Annotated in this window: 15 protein-coding genes, 3 tRNA genes and 1 pseudogene; 6 read left to right on the top strand and 13 right to left on the bottom strand. The window is 48.9% G+C overall.

The genetic code is table 11. From position 1 onward, the window contains the following. Positions 1–168: 168 nt before the first annotated feature. Positions 169–1,734: an IS66 family transposase gene (gene tnpC / locus BM099_RS12155; RefSeq protein WP_090728381.1), complete on the top strand. Its 1,566-nt coding sequence runs from the start codon at positions 169–171 to the stop codon at positions 1,732–1,734. 16 nt (positions 1,735–1,750) lie between these two features. Here the strand turns inward: tnpC and BM099_RS12150 are convergent. The 7 genes and pseudogenes from BM099_RS12150 to BM099_RS12115 all read right to left on the bottom strand — a co-directional run. Next, positions 1,751–2,630, bottom strand: a pseudogene (locus BM099_RS12150) (IS3 family transposase); the annotation flags it as partial. A 185-nt stretch (positions 2,631–2,815) separates the two neighbouring features. Continuing rightward, positions 2,816–2,892: transfer RNA gene (locus BM099_RS12140), tRNA-Met, on the bottom strand. 31 nt (positions 2,893–2,923) lie between these two features. Beyond that, positions 2,924–3,000: transfer RNA gene (locus BM099_RS12135), tRNA-Met, on the bottom strand. 71 nt (positions 3,001–3,071) lie between these two features. Beyond that, positions 3,072–3,148 (bottom strand) — tRNA-Met (locus BM099_RS12130). A gap of 53 nt (positions 3,149–3,201) precedes the next feature. Further along, the gene (locus tag BM099_RS12125) at positions 3,202–3,588 is read right to left on the bottom strand and encodes a PilZ domain-containing protein (RefSeq protein WP_090728378.1); all 387 of its coding nucleotides are present in this window, start codon (positions 3,586–3,588) and stop codon (positions 3,202–3,204) included. After that, a complete protein-coding gene (locus BM099_RS12120; protein WP_090728377.1) occupies positions 3,585–4,382 on the bottom strand; it encodes an OmpA/MotB family protein in 798 nt (265 codons plus the stop codon). Before BM099_RS12120 ends, BM099_RS12125 begins: the two co-directional genes overlap by 4 nt. Continuing rightward, positions 4,379–5,170: a motility protein A gene (locus BM099_RS12115; RefSeq protein ID WP_090728376.1), complete on the bottom strand. Its 792-nt coding sequence runs from the start codon at positions 5,168–5,170 to the stop codon at positions 4,379–4,381. Before BM099_RS12115 ends, BM099_RS12120 begins: the two co-directional genes overlap by 4 nt. A gap of 206 nt (positions 5,171–5,376) precedes the next feature. Between BM099_RS12115 and BM099_RS12110 the strand changes: the two genes are divergently transcribed. Next, positions 5,377–5,994 (top strand): DsbA family protein, encoded by a 618-nt coding sequence (locus BM099_RS12110; RefSeq protein WP_090728375.1) that lies wholly within the window; start codon positions 5,377–5,379, stop codon positions 5,992–5,994. 87 nt (positions 5,995–6,081) lie between these two features. Here BM099_RS12110 and BM099_RS20815 read toward each other — a convergent pair whose 3' ends face one another. Beyond that, positions 6,082–6,543 carry a cold-shock protein gene (locus BM099_RS20815; RefSeq protein WP_090728374.1) on the bottom strand — a complete coding sequence of 154 codons (462 nt, stop codon included), beginning with the start codon at positions 6,541–6,543 and terminating at the stop codon, positions 6,082–6,084. Between the two features lie 195 nt (positions 6,544–6,738). On the opposite strand from BM099_RS20815, the gene BM099_RS12100 reads away from it, so the two are divergent. Together BM099_RS12100 and plsB are read left to right on the top strand one after the other, a co-directional pair. Beyond that, complete coding sequence (locus tag BM099_RS12100; RefSeq protein WP_090728373.1) at positions 6,739–6,948, top strand: SlyX family protein; 210 nt, start codon at positions 6,739–6,741, stop codon at positions 6,946–6,948. Positions 6,949–7,019: 71 nt separating this feature from the next. Continuing rightward, a complete protein-coding gene (gene plsB / locus BM099_RS12095; protein ID WP_090728372.1) occupies positions 7,020–9,425 on the top strand; it encodes a glycerol-3-phosphate 1-O-acyltransferase PlsB in 2,406 nt (801 codons plus the stop codon). A 53-nt stretch (positions 9,426–9,478) separates the two neighbouring features. On the opposite strand, the gene BM099_RS12090 is transcribed toward plsB, so the two are convergent. The 5 genes from BM099_RS12090 to mpl are packed head-to-tail and all read right to left on the bottom strand — an operon-like array spanning position 9,479 to position 13,884. Beyond that, positions 9,479–10,270, bottom strand: a complete 792-nt coding sequence (locus tag BM099_RS12090) for a class I SAM-dependent methyltransferase (RefSeq protein ID WP_232349154.1) — start codon at positions 10,268–10,270, stop codon at positions 9,479–9,481. Continuing rightward, positions 10,263–11,075 carry an undecaprenyl-diphosphate phosphatase gene (locus tag BM099_RS12085; RefSeq protein ID WP_090728371.1) on the bottom strand — a complete coding sequence of 271 codons (813 nt, stop codon included), beginning with the start codon at positions 11,073–11,075 and terminating at the stop codon, positions 10,263–10,265. Before BM099_RS12085 ends, BM099_RS12090 begins: the two co-directional genes overlap by 8 nt. A 1-nt stretch (position 11,076) precedes the next feature. Then, the gene (tsaB, locus tag BM099_RS12080) at positions 11,077–11,790 is read right to left on the bottom strand and encodes a tRNA (adenosine(37)-N6)-threonylcarbamoyltransferase complex dimerization subunit type 1 TsaB (RefSeq protein ID WP_090728370.1); all 714 of its coding nucleotides are present in this window, start codon (positions 11,788–11,790) and stop codon (positions 11,077–11,079) included. Positions 11,791–11,822: 32 nt separating this feature from the next. Continuing rightward, the gene (locus tag BM099_RS12075) at positions 11,823–12,473 is read right to left on the bottom strand and encodes a flavin prenyltransferase UbiX (RefSeq protein ID WP_090728369.1); all 651 of its coding nucleotides are present in this window, start codon (positions 12,471–12,473) and stop codon (positions 11,823–11,825) included. Further along, positions 12,466–13,884, bottom strand: a complete 1,419-nt coding sequence (gene mpl, locus BM099_RS12070) for a UDP-N-acetylmuramate:L-alanyl-gamma-D-glutamyl-meso-diaminopimelate ligase (protein ID WP_090728368.1) — start codon at positions 13,882–13,884, stop codon at positions 12,466–12,468. Before mpl ends, BM099_RS12075 begins: the two co-directional genes overlap by 8 nt. Positions 13,885–14,068: 184 nt before the next feature. Here mpl and BM099_RS12065 point away from each other — a divergent pair, with 184 nt between their 5' ends. Together BM099_RS12065 and ppa are read left to right on the top strand one after the other, a co-directional pair. Next, positions 14,069–15,058 carry a class 1 fructose-bisphosphatase gene (locus BM099_RS12065; RefSeq protein ID WP_090728367.1) on the top strand — a complete coding sequence of 330 codons (990 nt, stop codon included), beginning with the start codon at positions 14,069–14,071 and terminating at the stop codon, positions 15,056–15,058. Between the two features lie 88 nt (positions 15,059–15,146). Continuing rightward, complete coding sequence (gene ppa, locus BM099_RS12060) at positions 15,147–15,683, top strand: inorganic diphosphatase (protein ID WP_090728366.1); 537 nt, start codon at positions 15,147–15,149, stop codon at positions 15,681–15,683. The last annotated feature ends 53 nt before the right edge of the window (positions 15,684–15,736 follow it).

Below are 15,736 nucleotides of genomic sequence, written 5' to 3'. Positions count from 1 at the left end.
CAGTTATGCCTGACCGAGGAGCAGTTGGCCGCCTTGGTTCAGGGGTTACCCTGGCAACGCCTCGGTGCCGAAGGCGTGATCTCGATGCTGTAACCACAAATCCGTTATTCAGACCATTATCAGAAAAGCGAATCGTCACAAAAGTAGTGACTTGGCATACTGCCCGGTATGTCACAACGTCCCGATCTTAACGCACTCTCCCCCGATCAACTCCGCGCCTTGGCCGCCGAGTTAATGGTCTCGCTGGAATCTCAGGAACACGCACTGAGCCAGAAAGATCGGGCGCTGGTGCGCAGCAATGCCATCATCGAGAAACTGACTCACGAACTGGCCATCCTGAAACGTCACAAGTTCGCCCGACGCAGTGAACAACTGGACGCGGCTCAAGGCCTCTTGCTGGATGAGTTGATCGACAGCGACCTGGCCGCTATCGAAGCCGAGCTGGCTCAGGCCATGTCTGATGAAGAGAAAGCGGCCAAACCCAAACAACCACCTAAGCGGGCTCCGCTGCCGCCTGAGTTGCCCCGCACTCTGATCCATCATGAACCTGAGAACACCCAGTGTCGCTGTGGCTGCCAGCTTAAGCGCATTGGTGAAGATATCAGTGAGAAGCTGGATTACCTGCCCGGCGAGTTCACCGTGGAGCGCCACATCCGCGGCAAATGGGCTTGCGAGCAGTGCGAAACCCTGATTCAGGCACCGGTACCCCCGCAGGTCATCGATAAAGGCATTCCCACCGCCGGATTACTGGCTCAGGTGCTGGTCGCCAAGTATTCGGATCATCTCCCTCTGTACCGTCAGGAACGCATCTTCGGCCGTGCCGGCCTTGCCATCCCGCGCTCCACTCTGGCGGAGTGGGTCGGGGCGTGCGGTGTGCAGTTGCAACCACTGGTGGATGCCCTGAGAAGTACCCTGTTGGAACAGGCCGTTCTGCACGCCGACGAAACACCGGTCAGCATGCTGGCTCCGGGCAAGAAGAAAACGCATAGGGCCTACGTCTGGGCTTATTGCAGCACACCGTTCTCGGAACTGAAGGCCGTTGTTTACGACTTCGCTCCAACCCGGGCCGGAGAACACGCGCGCAACTTCCTTCAAGGTTGGCAGGGCAAACTGGTCTGCGACGATTACTCGGGTTACAAGGCCGGCTTCGGCAACGGCATCACCGAAATCGGTTGCCTGGCCCATGCCCGCCGTAAGTTCTTCGATCTGCATCAGGCCAATAAGAGCGAATTGGCGGCACACGCCCTCGAATACATGGGGCAGTTATATCAGATCGAGAGGGAAACCAAAGACCTGCCTCCCGACAAACGACAACGAATCAGAGAAGATAAAGCCCGCCCTATTGCGGATGCCTTACATCAATGGATGCTGGCGCACCGACAGAAAGTGCCGGATGGCTCCGGCACGGCCAAAGCATTGGATTACAGCCTTAAACGCTGGAAAGCGCTAACGCGCTATCTGGAAGATGGTGCGGTGCCCATCGACAACAACTGGGTGGAAAACCAGATACGCCCGTGGGCGCTGGGTCGCTCGAACTGGCTGTTCGCGGGTTCACTGAGAAGTGGTCAACGTGCAGCGGCGGTGATGACGTTGATCCAGTCTGCCAAACTGAATGGACACGATCCGTATGCCTACCTGAAAGATGTGTTGTCGAGGCTGCCAACGCAGAAGAACAATGCCATTGGTGAGTTGCTACGGCAAAACTGGACGTCGGCGGTTATTAGGAAGGTGTGATAACCGGCCGCTTACCGTTATCCTTAATAAATTCATACCAGTCATGGCTTGTATATTGACTGCCTTGATCAGAATGAACCAATACTTTTGAACGGGGCTTACGCCGCCAGACTGCCATTAACAGCGCGTTTAATGCTAACTCCTTGGTCATGCGCGGCTGCATTGACCAGCCCACCACGCGACGGGAATACAGGTCGATGACAACGGCCAGGAATAGCCAGCCTTCATGAGTTTTAATGTAAGTGATATCAGTTACCCACGCATGGTTTGGCATCTGGACTGTAAACTGACGATCAAGCGTGTTGGCGGTGGTAATATGTGATGATCCCGTACGGTATCGGGGTTTGCGATAGCCGACCTGAGCCTTCAATCCCGATAGTTTCATCAGCCGATGTACGCGGTTAATACCGACCTTCTCACCCATGCTTCGCATATCACTGTGGATCTTTCTATAGCCATAGACACACCCTGATTCCAGCCAACACTGCTTGATGACGCCAGACTGCCTGTCATCTTGTTGTTGGCGCGACGACGTGGGAACAGCCAGCCATGCATAGAAGCCGCTGGGGTGCACATCGAGTAATGCGCACAGCCGCCGAACAGGCCAGCAGTCCTTGTGATGCTTAATAAAGGTATACCTCAGTCGGACTGCTTCGCGAAGTATACCGCTCTTCTGTCACGCGTTTTAACTCTTTACGTAACCGCTGTAGCTCAGCGTGTTCATCAGACTGTTTTTTAAACGTATTGGATTCAGGGCCATAGGCTTTTATCCACGCATATAAACTGTGTGTGGTGGTGCCGAGACGACTGGCGACCTCAGCAACGCTATGGCCGCGTTCAGTGACTTGTCGTACGGCTTCAATTTTGAATTCTTCAGGGTATCGTTTACTGCTCATAAGCACCTCTCTAGTTAGCCATTTTATCTAACTAATAGGTGTCTACCAAACTAGTGGCGATTCAGCTTGATAAAGAGAATGAAATACTAATTGGGAGATAAAGATTAGAATATAAACTGTCACCGGGAGTACTAGAAATAAGACTTTAAACTGGTAGCGGGAGTACTAGAAATAAGATTTTAAACTGGTAGCGGGGGCCGGATTTGAACCAACGACCTTCGGGTTATGAGCCCGACGAGCTACCATACTGCTCCACCCCGCAACACTATAATTGAATAAACGATTTTATGATTTGGTAGCGGGGGCCGGATTTGAACCAACGACCTTCGGGTTATGAGCCCGACGAGCTACCATACTGCTCCACCCCGCAACAACTTTCATAATCGTACTTATTCACATCGAAGATTACAACAATAAGTCATTGATAAACTTCTACAAAATTGGTAGCGGGGGCTGGATTTGAACCAACGACCTTCGGGTTATGAGCCCGACGAGCTACCATACTGCTCCACCCCGCATCAAATTGTGGAGCGAATACTATAGTGATTATTACGCTTGTGCAACATTATTTTCAAGATCTTTTCTTCGCCTCACTTTTCAGCGCCTTGGCGCGGCGGATATCTCTTTTTTGGCATTCAACAATCAGACGCGTTATCGTTTCAACATCTTTCTCATCAATATCAACAAACTCAGCGCTGTATTCAGGATTTTTACGCCGGTTTATTTTCAAATTACAGGCAACGCTGTAAACCTTATCAACCTCGAAGGTTAACAGCATAGGATAGACCTCTTGACTCGCCTCACCCTGATAGCGAAATGCGACACCGTTAGCTGAAATATCAATCACACGAACCTTCACACCTGCCACCTCAAGGCTAACAGGATCATCCTCATGCAAGGTCACGCGATAGTTGAAACGTTGCGAGTCATCATCTTCAATCTCAATAACAGGCTTCATGGCTTACTTACCTTTTCTAACACAAACTCAATTCGTCTATTTTCCGACCTTTGCTCCACAGTATCGTTAGGCACAATAGGCAGGGCGTCGCCATAACCGGTTGCAGTGACCCTCTCCGGATCGATACCGCCACGAACCAAATAACGTAATACCGTGGTCGCACGTATAGCAGATAACTCCCAATTCGACGGAAAAGCCGTTGTCTCTATCGGAACATTATCCGTGTGTCCCTGAATGCCCATTTTATATTCCGGATTTTGTTCTAACTTATCCAGCAACGCATCCAATATTGGCATCATCTGTCTACTAAAAGCGGCCTTTCCCGACTCAAATAAAACTGAACCCTTAACCCGAATACGTATCTTTCCATCCCGCGGCTCTCCGATATCTACTGCCTCGGTAACACCCATTGACGAAAATACATCTTTTAAACTGTTAGACAGATATACCAACTCTTCATCCTTATCGACCTCTGGCATTTCGGGCAGCTTAACTTCTTCTTGCTCCTGCGCCACCAGATCCGGCGGCACCAATTGATCGGCATTGTTTTGCTCTAGCGTATCAGGGACTTCTATTGCAGGCGCCCTGAGCTCTTCAGGCAGCGGAATGAGACTACCACCGGTATCACCTATCGCCAGCTGAAAAGATCGAATCGTCGAGGCGAACTGTTCTTTTTTCACCGTCGAGATCGAGAAAAGCAGCACAAAAAAAACCAATAACAAGGTCATCAAATCGGCGTAAGTAACTATCCAGCTCGGCTCTGTCTCAGCAATAATCTGACGCCGCGCACTCACTTTTTGACTCCTTGTGTAACTGGCGGTTTCTTATTTAATATGGGCTTACGAGCGCGTTCAGGCAGATAAGAAGAGAGTTGTTCATAAACATGCGCATAATGATCATTGGTCAGAATGCTAATACTTCCCTCGCGAATAATTTCCAGATTCGTTACTTCAAGCAATGTCCTCGCTTTCAACTTGCCGGCAATCGGGAGAAATACCATTGTTGCTAATAATGATCCATAAAAAGTAGTCAATAGCGCAACCGCCATCGCCGGACCAATCGACTCGGGGTTATCTAGCTCACTGAGCATTTGAATAAGACCGATGAGTGTACCCAACATACCGAATGCAGGTGCATATGCCGCCATTTTGCGGAAAACATCCTGCACTGAAAAGTGACGCGCCATCAGAGAGTCGATCTCATTTTGCAGGGTATTACGAATCACCTGCTCAGACGCAGCTTCGCATAACAGCATACAGGCCCTGTGTAAAACAGCTGAATCGGTTTTGACCTCTCCCAGTTTCAATAAGCCATGCCGGTGACTGATTTTACTCAGCTTAATCATGGTATCAATCATTTCTGACGGATTAGTTTTATCCTGAGTGAAAACAATATAAGCACCTTTGAACGCATTCATCACATCACGAAACTGCACTGTGAGTAATGTAGCCGCCATTGTCCCACCCACCACAATCATCATACCGGGGACATTAATGAAAATATCCGCATTTCCACCGATCAAAATAGCAGAGATGATGAGTATTAAACCCGATATGATTCCAACAAGGGATGCAAAATCCATCTAGCAAGATACTCCTGAGCATTTATTAAGAATCATTCGCTTGAGTATAGCAGTTGTTCAGTACACCATAAGTGTATGCATGAGCTTTACTTTTGCGTTTTCACTTTAATGACCAGCATTTTTTAATAGTCTTTTAAAGCGATATTCTTATGATCGGCTAATGATAGAATTTCTTAACTAAATCAAGCGTCTCAACCGGAGCAGTGATGAAAAAATTACTCTATATTATGGATCCTATGTGTAGCTGGTGCTGGGCTTTTTCACCTACCGCAGAAGCCATTAAGCAGACTTTTCCCAACCTGGCTGTTGAATTCATTATGGGAGGATTAGCAGCCGATTCAGACTCGCCTATGCCAAAGGGGCAGCAACAGACGATACGCTCTATCTGGCAGCACATTGAAGAAAGCACCGGCACAAAGTTTAACTATGACTTCTGGACTCAGTGCTCCCCAAGACGAAGCACATGGAGAGCATGCCGGGCAGTTATCGTCGCGGAACAGCTCAGTCCTGGTAGTGCCGCTCAGATGGCAAACGCCATTCAACACGCCTATTACTTAAACGCTCAAAACCCATCTGATAGCGAAACACTAATCCCGCTGGCAGAGTCACTTGGCATTAACGCGTCAGATTTCGCACCCTTAATTGATGCGCAAAGCACACAACAAACACTGCAGGAGCATATGACCCTGGCTCGACAGCTGGATGTATCCGGTTTTCCGGCACTGCGGTTTTTGGATGGCGAAAAGGTTATCAGATTGAGTGATGGATATAGCAAGCCTGATAGGATTATAAAAGAATTACATCAATTAGGCGCAAACGAATAAACAGAAGCCGAACGGGGGAAGAGCCAAAAAACAAGGAAGGAAGTGAAAAAAAGTAAGCGGAAGCCGAAGCTTCCGCTATGGAGATGATTAGCCACGCATGACGGAAACATCTTCCGCCTGCAAACCTTTATCACTCTCACGCGCGTTAAAACGAACACGCTGACCTTCACTTAAAGAACGATGCCCACGCCCACGAATGTTACGAAAATGAACAAAAACATCATCGCCATTCTCACGTGTAATGAATCCAAAGCCTTTAGACACATTGAACCACTTAACTGTACCCAGTTCACGATCATCATTTTCATAGTCTTCTTCATCTTCCAGGTCTTCATCATTCATCTGATTCAGAGCCGGAGCTGGGGTGGCATTTACGCCCCCACCCATAGCAGAAATTACACTACTAATAAGAACTACGATAAAGGTTACCGCTATAACCGGGGCTGTTAACCCTGCTTCAACACCGGCGACAGCTTTAAGCAGCACAGGAATCAACACTGCTGCGATAATACTTACAATTACACTACGAACTATTTGGTTACCACTCATGTATCTATCTCTTGTCTTATCATGATATTTACTATTATTTAAGTTGCCTATACTTAACTTAAAGCAACAACCGCAAAGGTATACAGAAGAAAACTCAAAATTTCAATAGCTTACCCACACGCAACGCAATTTACTTTTCCTACACCTCTCCGTTATGCTTAGTAGAATGAAATTTATACCTACCAGAGGCCCCCCATGAACTATGACGAACGTATAACAGGCCTTGAAAGCCGCGTAGCATTTCAGGAAGATGCGCTGGATAAGCTCAACGATGTTATTGCCAAGCAAGATAGAACTATTTCTGAGCTGAAAAGAATGCTGCTAATCTTTAACGACCAACTCAAAACTGTCGGTCAGGAAAGTCAGGGCACTGCATACACTGACGAGCCGCCACCGCACTATTAATCACACTCTGAATCACAAGATTAATCGCACTATTAACCGCTCGACTAATAAGAGATAAGGCCTGACAAAACATGCGAGGATTAAACCGCATCAGCCGTTTATTATTACGCCTGATCGTCCGCCCTACCGTGCAAGGCAGACAATACTTAAAGCCCAGCGCCAACACCTTGTTCGTTATTGAAACAGAGCGATACACGCATCGAATCCTGTTAATAGAACAACTGCGGCTACAAGGTAACTCGCTGCCAGAGCAGAAAATACTCTGTGCTGCCCACGGCCATCAGGACGACCTGCGTAATCGAGTTGAAGCGCAAATAGAAAAATTGGATTTTTTGCCGTCCGGGCAGGACATCAACATAGTCCCTATTTCTGTATATCACGGGCGCATGCCGCGACGCGAAACCTCTTACTTAAACCTGCTCTATGCCGAAAGCTGGAGCAAAGCAGGTGCGTTCGGGCGTTTAATGCAATTGCTGGTCAATGGACGCCAAACCTTGATACAGGTCGATCCGCCACTCTCTTTAAAACAGTTGCAAGAAGAGTCACCGCATCAACCCGCGGGCGTCATTGCACATAAAGCGGTCAGAGTTTTTCATCACCACTTTTATCGCCGCCGCCTAGCCATCATCGGCCCAACTCTGTCTCATCGCAGCAATCTGTTTAAAGTTATTCTACGCGAACCCGCGATTAAAGAGATCATCGAAGAGACCGCCGCTGAGCAGGATAATCCTGTAGAACTGATTCGCGCCGATGCAAAAAACCTACTAAAAGGAATTGCAGCGAACTTCAGCCCTGCTACCGCACGTATCCTTGCATCATTACTAGGGATTTTCTGGAAAAAAACCTATCGAAAAATACACGTTATCGGCATAGAGAAAGTACAGCTCTGTGCGCCAGAACATCAGCTGGTTTACCTGCCTTGCCATCGCAGCCATATGGATTATGTGATGCTGTCCTGGAATTTATACCGACATGGGTTGATGATTCCGCATATTGCCGCCGGCGATAACCTCAACGTCCCCATACTAGGCAGCATCCTGAAACGTGGCGGCGCTATTTTTATGCGCCGCAGTTTCCGCGGTGATCCCTTATATACGCAGCTTTTTAACCGCTACCTGTGCGCCATGTCCAACCGCGGACATTCGCTTGAATACTTTATTGAAGGAGGCCGGAGCCGTACCGGACGTCTATTACCTGCCAAAACCGGCTTACTCAGCATCACACTAGAAAACCATTTACTGAACCCGGAAAAGCCTGTCGCACTGATACCCGTTTGGATAAGTTACGACAAGCTCGTTGAAAACAAAAGTTACCAAAAAGAGCTGCAGGGAGAACAGAAAACCAATGAGTCTTTCCTCGGGCTGATTAAAACACTGAAAATCTTTCGCCATCGTTTCGGTGATGCCGCATTAAGCTTTGGTGAGCCGTTGCTGCTACAGCAGGTCACCCAGGGTATGCCGAGTATCCTTGCTACATCCGGTGCCACATCCGAAGAAAGCATCAAGCCTACAGTAAATGAGTTGACTCAGTATATCAGCCAGCAGGTTCTGCAGCGCATTAACCAATCAGCCTATGCCAACCAAACAGCGCTGCTAGCGACACTGCTGTTAGCCAACCCCAAAAGCCACCATCAGATAACTGACCTGTGCAGCCAGACAACTGCCTTAATTTCACTGTTAAAAGCTTTGCCCAACCCCCCTGCTGCCATTGCAGACGGCGAGGTCAGTAGCTGGATAGCACAAGCAGCCAAACGTCAGCAACTGAGTATTTCTGAAGACAATGTATTCCTCAGTGGCACTCAGGCACAGGAGATGACTTTTTACCGGAACCAGCTGCATCATATAACCTTGTTACCGGGACTGTATCTGCTCCTTACCAAGCGCTACTCCAAACCTTTACCGCAAACCCTGCCACGGCTGCTAAAGACGCTCTACCCCTATTTGCAGGCAGAACTATACCTGCCCTGGAACAATACAGAACTCACAACGGTGTTTAAGCAAATTCGTATGCGTCTGGAGAAGCGAGGACTGATCACCCGTGATGGCGCTATGATGCGGGTATCCTCATCACCTTTAGCCTTTACACTGATGCAAACAGCTGAACCGGTTTTACTACGCTACTATATTGTATTTCGCTTACTCTCGGATGGAGCAGCGATGCCTGAAGCCGACCTGATCAGTGAAAGCCAGCGCATTGCCGCTAATCTGCATCAACAGTTCGGTTTTAATTCTCCGGAATACTCAGACGAACGAGCGTTAAAGATCTTTATAGATACCCTGGTTAGCCAATCAGTGTTCATCAGGAAGCCAGGCCTGAGCCAGGACTTAAACCAGAGCCGGAACCAGAGCCAAAATAAGAGTCGAAACCAGAGACTGATCAGTTGTCAGGCAGAAAGCGCTGCATTGATTAAACGAGCAAAACAGATTCTGAATCCTCACTATACAGACCTGATAGAACAGGATTTACATCCTCGTTAAGGCGCACACATCAAGACGCCTTCGTTAAGGGCCTGTATAGGGAGCTAGTTAATTCAGCTCTGCAATCTGGCAAGGGCATAGATATCATACCGGCTGGATTTTCCTTCCAGTTGGTAACTGGGCGCACGCCCCTGAATAAGCGGCGCTTTGCGCGCTCGCTTAACCACCACACGAGCGGTTGCGGTATCTAACGCAGCCTCCAGCAACAACGCTGAATCCTGATCATCACCGACCACATCGCGAAACACCCGCATCTCTTTTTTGACTAACGCTGATTTTTCAGAATGCGGAAACATCGGGTCAAGATAAACCACTTGGGGACGATCCATAGTCCCCATCAATTCAATCGCATCACCCTGATACAATGCCATTCTGGAGCAGACCTCAACGACCTCTGCATCTGCCATCGCGCGTGACAGGCCGTCTTCGAGCAAGGCGTGAATGATTGGCGAGCGCTCAATCATTGAGAGCGAGCACCCCAAAGTAGCCAATACAAAACTATCTTTTCCTAAACCGGCGGTCGCATCCAGCACGGTCGGGCGTACACCGCTTTTAACGCCCACAGCCTTGGCGATCATCTGCCCTGCCCCACCACCAAATTTACGCCGATGTGCCACTGACCCGCTAAGAAAGTCAACCCACACAGGCCCGGGTGCTTTTTTACCGGTGGTCTGCAACTGTAAGCCCTGATAGGTGACATACAACAGCAAAGGATGTGCACAGCGACTAATATCCGACACGATCTTCGCCGGAGCCAGATTCAATTTAGCAGCGAGCCGCATTGCCTGATCAAGTAGCGGCTTGTCACAGGCCGCTACCTGAAGGGTTGACTCCAACTCAAGCATTGACAGGCACGAAGAAGTAGATAGCTAACAAAAACAGCCCTAAACAGAAACGATAAATCACAAAAGGAAGCATGCCGGTGCGGTCAAGCAATTTCAGGAAGTAATGAATACAGGCAAGAGCGCTCAGCGCCGATACCAGCACGCCACCCAATACCATTTCCCATTGCGTACCCGTCGCCGTTTGAGCTAACTCCAACCCTTTATAACTGCCTGCCGCCATAATCACCGGAATCGACAGTAAAAACGAGAAGCGTGCCGCCGCCTGGCGGGTAAACCCCAGCATCAGCGCCGCGGTAATGGTGATCCCCGAACGCGATGTCCCGGGAATCAGCGCCACCGCCTGAGCCAGACCAATCCAGATCGCATCCCGCAAGCGAATATTCTCCAGAGGCTTAATCTCACGACGGCTGACATCGGCCCACCACAGCAAAGCACCAAAAATCAGCGTGGTTGCTGCAATGACCAGTATCGAACGACCATAATGATCGACAATATCATTGAGGAAGAAACCAAACAGCAGCGCGGGTAGCGTAGCAAAAATAACAAACCAGGCAATCCTGCCATCAACCGATTTATCACCTTTAAAAGAGGCAAAAAAGGCCAGCAGCATGTTGCTAACATCCTGACGAAAATAAAACATAACGGCCGACAGCGTTCCCATATGTACACCAACATCAAATGCAAGCCCCTGATCCGGCCATCCCAACAGTTGGGAGGGCAAAATAAGATGCGCAGAGCTGGATACCGGTAAAAATTCGGTCAAGCCTTGTATTAACGCCAGTACTACTGTTTGAATCCAATCCATTTTATTGCTGATCCTTCTTTTTCCATGCGACGTTATCGCGTAAATACACAGGCAAAGCCAATTCTGGCGATAGCGATTTTCCTAGCTGATAGTCCTGAATAGCCAAACGCAGAATATTAGCGGCGGTTGGATAAGTTGTGTTTTCAGTAGTCGCGTCTGCAGAGTCTCCATCTATCCTGGTGACCAACTGTTTCACTTCAACTGACATATTTTGCCAGTAGCGCCAGCCCGAACCCACACCCGTCCAATGACTGGCGTCTGGCAAACAAACATTCGCCGGCGCATCAACCCGCTCGTCACCTATTAATACAGGTAGCCCGTTTTCAAAGCGGTATGTTGCCCAATAGACCTCATCCATACGCGCATCTAAGGCAGCAATCACTTGCTGGTCACCCCTTTGCAGATGATGCGCCAATGCAATCGCAGCCAAAGTAGAGATGGGCAATACGTTAAGTTCAGCCGAAAATGCCAACCCTTGTGCAACTCCAGTCGCTATGCGGATACCGGCAAAAGAGCCCGGACCCCGACCAAACGCAATCGCATCCAGATCTTTTACCTTAAGGCCGGCGCTATCCAACATCGCCTGAATCATCGGCAGTAACTGTTTGGTGTGTTGACGCGGGATAATTCTGAAATCCTCACGGATCTCACCTGCGACATGCAAGGCAACTGAGCAAGCATCAGTTGAGGTATCCAAAGCAAGAATTTTAGGCATGAGCCCACTCCGATTATAAAAAGGGGCCTATTCTAATCGTGCGACGGCGGATTTTCATCACTTTGCAGTAATGCTTCGCCCCAACGTGGCATAAAAGATTGTTCAATGCCGATCTGAGACAATATTCTGGCAACCACAAAATCGACCATATCGTTAATGGTTTCCGGCTTATGGTAAAAACCCGGGCTCGCAGGAAGGATAACCGCACCCATGCGGGTGAGCTTCAGCATATTTTCCAAATGAATCTCTGAATACGGCGCTTCACGCGGCACCAATACCAGTTGACGACGTTCTTTAAGGGCAACATCGGCGGCACGCTCAATCAGGTTATTACTCGCACCCGTGGCAATCGCGGACAGCGTGCCTGTACTGCAGGGGCACACCACCATAGTAGCTGGCGCTCCTGAACCCGAGGCTACCGGAGCCATCCACTGCTCCCGGGAGAACACTTTGATCTGATCTACTCTGGCATTAAACAACTGCGTAAAATAGGTCTGCTGGGCTGCTGTAGCACCGGGAATTGATAAATCAGTTTCGGTCGCGGCAACCACTTGAGCAGCCCGGGAGATCATCAGCAACACCTGAACATCAGCGGCTACCAGACATTCCATTAGTCGCATTGCATATTGCACACCGGATGCACCGGTAATCGCCAACGTGATGCGTTGTGAAAACTCAGCCATTGCACTTATCTCCTGACGCTTTGTCCTTAATAAACTTATCCTCCAGCACGCCCACCAAACGCTGATGAATACCTTCAAAACCACCGTTACTCATCACCACCAAGTGAGTGCCTGGCGCAACCTTCTGTTTGATCCTGGCCAGAATATTGTCGACCGTGGTTGCAACACGCATTTTATCCTCATAGCCGTGCACAATATCATCCAACGACCAATCCAGCCCTGCAGGCTGATACCAGATAACCTCGTCTGCCAAGGTTGCTGATTCTGCCAACGCCGCCCGATGTGCGCCCAAGCGCATGGTATTGGAGCGCGGCTCAATAATCGCCACGATATTGTCATTGCCAACTTGCGCCCGCAAACCCTGCAACGTCGTAGCAATGGCCGTCGGGTGATGCGCGAAATCATCATAAACCGTGATGCCGGCTACCTCAGCCACTTTCTCCATTCGACGCTTCACCCCAGCAAACGCCGACAACGCTTCAATCGCATGCTGCGGCAGTACACCGACGTGGCGTGCGGCAATCAACGCCATCAGGCCATTAGCCACATTGTGCTGCCCCGTCATATCCCATCTCACCTGACCCAGATTTTTGCCTTGATGCAGAATATCAAAAGCGCTGCCATCTTCGCTGGTCAGTTGTGCAGACCATTCGCCTCTTTCGTCACTCTCATCACTCTTACCGATAGAGGCCGTCATGACGGGCGTCCAGCAACCCATCCCGATCACTTCACTAATCGCTTTATCTGGCTGTGGAATAATCACCTGTCCTGTGGACGGCACGGTTCGCACAACATGATGAAACTGACGCTGGATAGCCGCTAAATCAGGGAAAATATCTGCATGATCAAATTCAAGGTTATTCAGCACCAGCGTACGCGGGCGGTAATGTACAAACTTAGAACGCTTATCAAAAAAAGCGGTGTCATATTCATCCGCTTCAATAACAAAAAAAGGCGAACCACCCAAACGCGCCGACACCTCGAAATTATTTGGCACACCGCCTATCAGATAACCTGGCTGCATACCTGCATACTCCAGAATCCAGGCCAGCATCGACGATGTCGTGGTTTTGCCGTGTGTCCCGGCAATCGCCAGCACCCAGCGCTGCTGCAACACATGCTCACACAACCATTGTGGCCCGGAGATATAGTGCAAACCTTTATCCAACACATATTCAACGGCAGGATTACCCCGCGACATGGCGTTACCGATAATCACCAAATCTGGTTCAGGCGTGAGATGCCCGGGAGAATAACCGGTCATCAATTCAATCCCGTGCGCTTCTAGCTGAGTACTCATAGGCGGATAGACATTGGCATCTGAACCGGTCACCCGATAACCCAGTTCCCGAGCCAAAATAGCCAAGGACCCCATAAAGGTTCCACAAATACCCAGAATATGAATATGCAAAGCGTTACTCCTAAAAAACAGCTAACCGGACAATTCGGATAATAATACCGTCAATTATGCATAAAGGGCGCGATTAATAGCCGTTTTTTCCATGACACGGCATGATTTTCCAACCTTAATCACGTAAAATTACTACGAAATTTAAATCATCCCTTTTTTCAAACATGCAAAGGTACTATCCCCCATGCAGCTGCTGAGCCAGTTTCTGAGACGCCACGACACTGACGAACAATTAATGGACCTGATTGCCACCCTCATGGTCGCCTGTAAAGAGATCGCGCTACAGCTGCGTGAAGGCGCACTCGCTGGTGTTCTCGGCACTACCGATATCACCAACGTGCAGGGGGAAACGCAGAAAAAGCTGGATGTGATCTCCAATGAAATTCTCAAGACCGTACTACTTAACCACTCTTTAGTGGCTGGCGTTGCCTCTGAAGAAGAAAGCGAATCCGTACCTGGAAATAAAGATGGACGCTTTCTGGTGGTCTTTGACCCGCTGGATGGCTCATCTAACATTGATATCAATGTTTCTGTCGGTACTATTTTCTCTATTCTGGAAGCACCGAAAGACGAAGACTACAGTACTGAGTATCCGTACCTGCAAAATGGCCGCAAACAAATTGCCGCAGGCTATGTTTTATACGGACCTTCTGCCGTATTGGTGCTGACAACCGGTAAAGGCGTCAACATGTTTACGCTATCGCACACCGGCGACTTCCTGCTGACACGTGAAAATGTCATGATCCCTCAGGAAACCCGTGAATTTGCCATTAATATGTCAAATCACCGTTTCTGGGAACCCGCCATGCGCAATTATGTTGATGATCTGCTACTCGGTGCTGACGGCCCTCGTGATAAAAACTTCAATATGCGCTGGGTCGCCGCCATGGTAGCAGAAGTGCATCGCGTACTTACCCGTGGTGGTATCTTCACTTATCCATGGGATTCGCGGTCGCCGAGAAAGCCAGGCAAGTTACGCCTGATGTATGAAGGGAACCCAATGAGCATGCTGGTTGAGCAAGCCGGTGGAATTGCGACCAACTGTTATTCCGATATTCTGGATGTACAACCGGACGATATCCACGAACGTGTCTCTGTTGCCTTAGGTTCGCGCAAAGAAGTTGAAGTCTTAATGGAATACCACGCACGTAGCGAAAGCACAAAAGATGCATAATCATCTGATAGTCGTATACAAACTAACGTGTACGACTCTTATAATGCCTGAATCCAAATTTTAATTTATTCAGAACAGGAAGAAACGCATGAGCTTTGCAAAAGTGCCTGCAGGTAAAGATCTACCGAACGACATCTACGTGATCATCGAGATCCCGGCGGAAAGCTCCCCGGTAAAATACGAGATCGAAAAAGAAGAAGACGCGATCTTCGTTGACCGTTTCATGGCAGCGCCTATGTTTTACCCTGCCAACTACGGTTACATCAACAATACGCTGGCGGATGACGGCGATGCTGTTGACGTACTGGTACTGACCCCTTACCCGGTTATTCCAGGCTCTGTGATCCGTTGTCGTCCAATTGGTATCCTGAATATGACTGATGAAGCCGGTCAGGATGCGAAGTTGCTGGCGGTACCACACGACAAACTAACGAAAATGTACAAAGATGTTAACGACATCAGCGACCTGCCTGAGATGACATTAGCTCGTATCAAGCATTTCTTCGAGAACTACAAAGGCCTGGAAGAAGGCAAATGGGTTAAGCTAGATGGTTGGGAAGGTGCTGATGCAGCACGCGCAGCGATCCTTGACGGTGTCAAAATGTACGAAGCTTCTAAAAAGTAATACTTTTTAAACTGCTCTATTTTTAATAGAGTCGCTAAAAAGCCTCCTTGTAA

The sequence above is a fragment of the Neptunomonas qingdaonensis genome (assembly GCF_900113275.1).
Classification (GTDB): Bacteria; Pseudomonadota; Gammaproteobacteria; order Pseudomonadales; family Balneatricaceae; genus Neptunomonas; species Neptunomonas qingdaonensis.
This window is presented reverse-complemented; position numbering and strand designations above follow the sequence as displayed.

Coding starts and splice junctions, on each gene's coding strand:
- BM099_RS12115 (WP_090728376.1), bottom strand. CDS start 5,170: ATGGATTTTGCATCCCTTGTTGGAATCATATCGGGTTTAATACTCATC.
- BM099_RS12125 (WP_090728378.1), bottom strand. CDS start 3,588: ATGAAGCCTGTTATTGAGATTGAAGATGATGACTCGCAACGTTTCAAC.
- tnpC (WP_090728381.1), top strand. CDS start 169: ATGTCACAACGTCCCGATCTTAACGCACTCTCCCCCGATCAACTCCGC.
- BM099_RS12110 (WP_090728375.1), top strand. CDS start 5,377: ATGAAAAAATTACTCTATATTATGGATCCTATGTGTAGCTGGTGCTGG.
- BM099_RS12085 (WP_090728371.1), bottom strand. CDS start 11,075: ATGGATTGGATTCAAACAGTAGTACTGGCGTTAATACAAGGCTTGACC.
- BM099_RS20815 (WP_090728374.1), bottom strand. CDS start 6,543: ATGAGTGGTAACCAAATAGTTCGTAGTGTAATTGTAAGTATTATCGCA.
- BM099_RS12075 (WP_090728369.1), bottom strand. CDS start 12,473: ATGGCTGAGTTTTCACAACGCATCACGTTGGCGATTACCGGTGCATCC.
- BM099_RS12090 (WP_232349154.1), bottom strand. CDS start 10,270: ATGCTTGAGTTGGAGTCAACCCTTCAGGTAGCGGCCTGTGACAAGCCG.
- BM099_RS12065 (WP_090728367.1), top strand. CDS start 14,069: ATGCAGCTGCTGAGCCAGTTTCTGAGACGCCACGACACTGACGAACAA.
- plsB (WP_090728372.1), top strand. CDS start 7,020: ATGCGAGGATTAAACCGCATCAGCCGTTTATTATTACGCCTGATCGTC.
- tsaB (WP_090728370.1), bottom strand. CDS start 11,790: ATGCCTAAAATTCTTGCTTTGGATACCTCAACTGATGCTTGCTCAGTT.
- BM099_RS12100 (WP_090728373.1), top strand. CDS start 6,739: ATGAACTATGACGAACGTATAACAGGCCTTGAAAGCCGCGTAGCATTT.
- ppa (WP_090728366.1), top strand. CDS start 15,147: ATGAGCTTTGCAAAAGTGCCTGCAGGTAAAGATCTACCGAACGACATC.